The 3,627-nt window shown below is 30.1% G+C and carries 3 protein-coding genes; all 3 read left to right on the plus strand.

The window, feature by feature from the left end; genetic code table 11:
- Nucleotides 1–268 precede the first annotated feature (268 nt).
- On the plus strand, nucleotides 269–541 hold the full coding sequence (locus tag P3U61_RS12185) for a plasmid mobilization protein (RefSeq protein ID WP_100008529.1): 273 nt from the start codon (nucleotides 269–271) through the stop codon (nucleotides 539–541).
- Between the two features lie 388 nt (nucleotides 542–929).
- A complete protein-coding gene (locus tag P3U61_RS12190) occupies nucleotides 930–1,499 on the plus strand; it encodes a hypothetical protein (RefSeq protein ID WP_100008528.1) in 570 nt (189 codons plus the stop codon).
- A gap of 1,022 nt (nucleotides 1,500–2,521) precedes the next feature.
- Nucleotides 2,522–3,445 carry a protein rep gene (locus tag P3U61_RS12195; RefSeq protein WP_100008530.1) on the plus strand — a complete coding sequence of 308 codons (924 nt, stop codon included), beginning with the start codon at nucleotides 2,522–2,524 and terminating at the stop codon, nucleotides 3,443–3,445.
- Nucleotides 3,446–3,627: the final 182 nt, after the last annotated feature.

Here is a 3,627-nt window from a genome sequence, read left to right on the forward strand (position 1 = left end):
TTTTTGAAAAAGTATGTATAATGCTGTTAACCATGAGCTTTTAAGTGAATGCGTATGAGATGCAAAAGTGTAAAAACGTTCTATTCAAAGTCTATTCAAATGAGTAACTATTACACGATTTTTGATATCATCTTTCTAATGGATTTGGCACTGCCAAATTAAGCACTTTGTTCAAATTTTTGAACAAAAGTGATATCACATTCCCTTATGCTCATGTAATAAAAAAAGGTGCTAAAAAGTGATTTTAAAAAAAGTAGGGGTGTTTGAAATGACAACGAAGAATAAGCAGAAGCAAATCACAATTAGATTTTCTGAAGATGATTATTTTAAGTTACAAGTTTTAGCAAATAAGGAGAATTTAACAGTTACGCAATATATACGAATGCGTTCTTTAAAACGATACAAAAACATTGTAATCGCAAATGAAGCGTTAATAAAAAAGTTGCAGAAACAGAATGATTTGCAAGAAGTAGAACTTCAAACCATTAAATTTGAGTTGATAGAAAGATTAGCAACTATATTGCGTCGTAAAACGTCATAGAAGCCGTATAACGCATTTTTAGATAATATCAGGTATAAAACCATTGAAAGAGCTTACAAGCGCTTAAAACGCATTTAAACGCAAAATAAGGGTATTTATCGTTTTGAGGTTGAGAAGAAATTGTAAATTATCATGTCAGCACCCAATTGTGACCGAAAAACCCAGAGTTACAAGGCGTCAGCCGTCTTTAGACTAACTCGGTTTTTTGGTGTGACAAGCGATAGCGCGTTCAGAAAAAGACACGTGTAATTTTTATTTTTATATTTATGTTGGAGCGCTTTTAAATTAGAGGGTATAAAAAGACTTGAATATTTGTAGATATATACGATATTTTAGAATAAGAAATATATATAATTATATTTTAAAATTTAAAAAGGGGGATTTTGTTTTGAGAACGTATAAATTTTTTGCTGTTTTGATGTCATTAGTTTTATTGATAAGTTTTTTGAGTGAAGGGGTTCTTTATGCTAAAACTTTTAGAAGTAATGTTTCTAATGAAAGTGAAGTTGAAAAAAATGAAAGGATTTTAAGAGTTGCCTTTGAGGAGGCTGCTGTTTATAATCCTCAAAAAGAAGAACTTGAGTTTGATGAATATGCATTAAAAGAGGGGTTAACTCCTGAAGAATATAATGACTTGGCTCCGAAGTTAAAAAGAAAAGGGGTTTTACTTTCTGATTCTAATTCTAATATTATTAATTATGATGTTAGACCAGATTGGGATAAAGTCTTTGGAAAGGAGAAAAGAACAGAATTTATAAATAAGTGTACAGCTGATGAGTTAAGTGCAACTTATGGAGAAAAAGCTGCTAAAGCTATTGCTAAGTTGATTGTAGCTAAAAATTATAAAAAAGCTGCTAAAGAGCTTGTAAAAAGAGGGTTGAAAGCTTCTAATCTTGTTTATAATGGAGGCAGGATTGTAGGAGTATGTATTTATAGAGCTAATAAAAAAGGTTTGTAAAAAAAGCGCATTTGCGCTTTTTTTACGATTTTTTATTGAGATCTAAAGCCCAAATAAAGAAAAGAGCGATAAAAAAACCAAAGATTGTAGTTATGAATACATCGCCGGCTACGAAATAATTGTTTAGGCTATTTTTGTATATGAATGGATATAAGGTTATTCTTTTTAATGATTCAGTGGCAAAAATTATAATTGATATTATTAGTGCATACATTATTTTTTTCTTCAAAATAACACCTCTTTTTGTATTTTGTGTATATCATTAGATAATATTAGTACAGAGGTTATAGATTGTAAATTGGTATTTTATCTTTTAATAATAGAATTGTTTTTATATAATTAAAAGGCACTTCCGTGCAAGAAGGAGGTGCTTGTGATGATTGAAGCAGTAATATCATTTGTTGCTACATTCGGTTTGTCTGTACTTGCTGGCGTAATTGCTAATCAAATTAGTAAACAGTTAGATAAGACAGATGATTCGGATGAGTAAGCAAATCCCCCACGTAGCTTGGCGGCTGTGGGGGATTCTTTTTGTGATGATTCACAGTAATTCATTTGTTACTTAAAGTATAAGTGTTTTTTTACAATTTGTAAAATTCTTGGTTAGTGTAGAGTAGTTAAAAAGAACAGCTAAAGTAGTATGATATTCTACTTTAGCTGTTCTTTTTAAGTTATTCGGCAGTGCAAGTATACCCGTCATTATTATGAGGACAACTACCTAAAAATTGGGTTTTGTGTAATTTCATCAAGAAATATTTCTTTAAATTGGTATTTTTTGAAACGAGTGGAACGAGTTTCTTCTTGTCTTGATAATAAGGGTAACTATTACAATGCTATTTATAGACAAATATAAGTCTATAAACGCACGTGTAGCAAGCGTTTGAGCACAAAAAAAGTTGCTTTTTCCAGCATACTATTGTAAAGTTTTAGGTGTCCAATCAAAAACTTTAAGTAGGAAGGAGAAAAAGCAACTTTTATTTAGACAGTTTTGTACTAAAACTGAGTTGTTTTTGTATATTAACATGGATAAGTATACTAACAAGAAACTTAGAAATCAAGTGTTTCAGAAATTTATTGAAAGACATGTAAAAAAGGAGCAGTTTTATTTGATTGAGGACTGTAATACGTTTTTAAGCTTTGTTGCTGATAAAACTTTAGAAAAGCAGAAATTATATAAAGCGAATTCTTGTAGAAATCGTTTTTGTCCTGTTTGTGCGTGGCGTAAAGCACGTAAAGACGCATTAGGTTTATCGTTGATGATGCAATATATTAAGCAAGAAGAAAGTAAAGAGTTTATTTTTCTGACATTAACGACGCCTAACGTCAAAGCTGAAGCGCTTGAAGATGAAATCAAGCATTATAATGCATCTTTTAGACGAATGAGTAATCGTAAAATTTTTAAAGATGTTGTGAAAGGTTATGTTAGAAAATTAGAGATTACGTATAATGCTAAACGTGATGATTATAATCCTCATTTTCACGTGTTAATTGCGGTTAATAAGTCATATTTCAAAGATACAAAAGCATATATTAGTCAGAAAAAATGGCTTGAGTTATGGCGTTCAGCAACAAAAGATGAATCAATAACACAGGTACATGTACAAAAAATTAAGCAGAACAATAATAAAGAGTTGTACGAGCTGGCGAAGTATTCGAGTAAAGATAGTGATTATCTTGCGAGTCAAAAAGTGTTTGATGCTTTTTATAAATCTTTGAAAGGCAAGCAAATATTAGTTTTTTCAGGATTATTCAAAGAAGCTCGAAAACTGTTAAAAAATGGGGATTTGGATTATTTAACAGACGTCGATCTGACTCAATATATTTATCAAATTTTTTATCGTTGGAATCAAAAAGAGTATTTAGCAAGTGAAATTTTTGAGTTGAGCGAAGAAGAAAAGAAAGTGATTAATAATCAAATGATTAATGAGTTAAAAGAAGATGAATAAATACATAAATATAAAAATATAAAAAGAGTATTTTTTGGAGGTGTTAGCTGTTTAGCTAGCACCTTTTTATTTTTGAAAAAGTATGTATAATGCTGTTAACCATGAGCTTTTAAGTGAATGCGTATGAGATGCAAAAGTGTAAAAACGTTCTATTCAAAGTCTATTCAAATGAGTAACTATTA

The sequence above is a fragment of the Staphylococcus pseudintermedius genome, from assembly GCF_034042775.1.
In the GTDB taxonomy this organism is placed as follows: Bacteria; Bacillota; Bacilli; order Staphylococcales; family Staphylococcaceae; genus Staphylococcus; species Staphylococcus pseudintermedius.

Excerpts from the sequence above, each read along its gene's own strand:
- P3U61_RS12185 (WP_100008529.1), top strand. The coding sequence starts at position 269 with ATGACAACGAAGAATAAGCAGAAGCAAATCACAATTAGATTTTCTGAA.
- P3U61_RS12195 (WP_100008530.1), top strand. The coding sequence starts at position 2,522 with ATGGATAAGTATACTAACAAGAAACTTAGAAATCAAGTGTTTCAGAAA.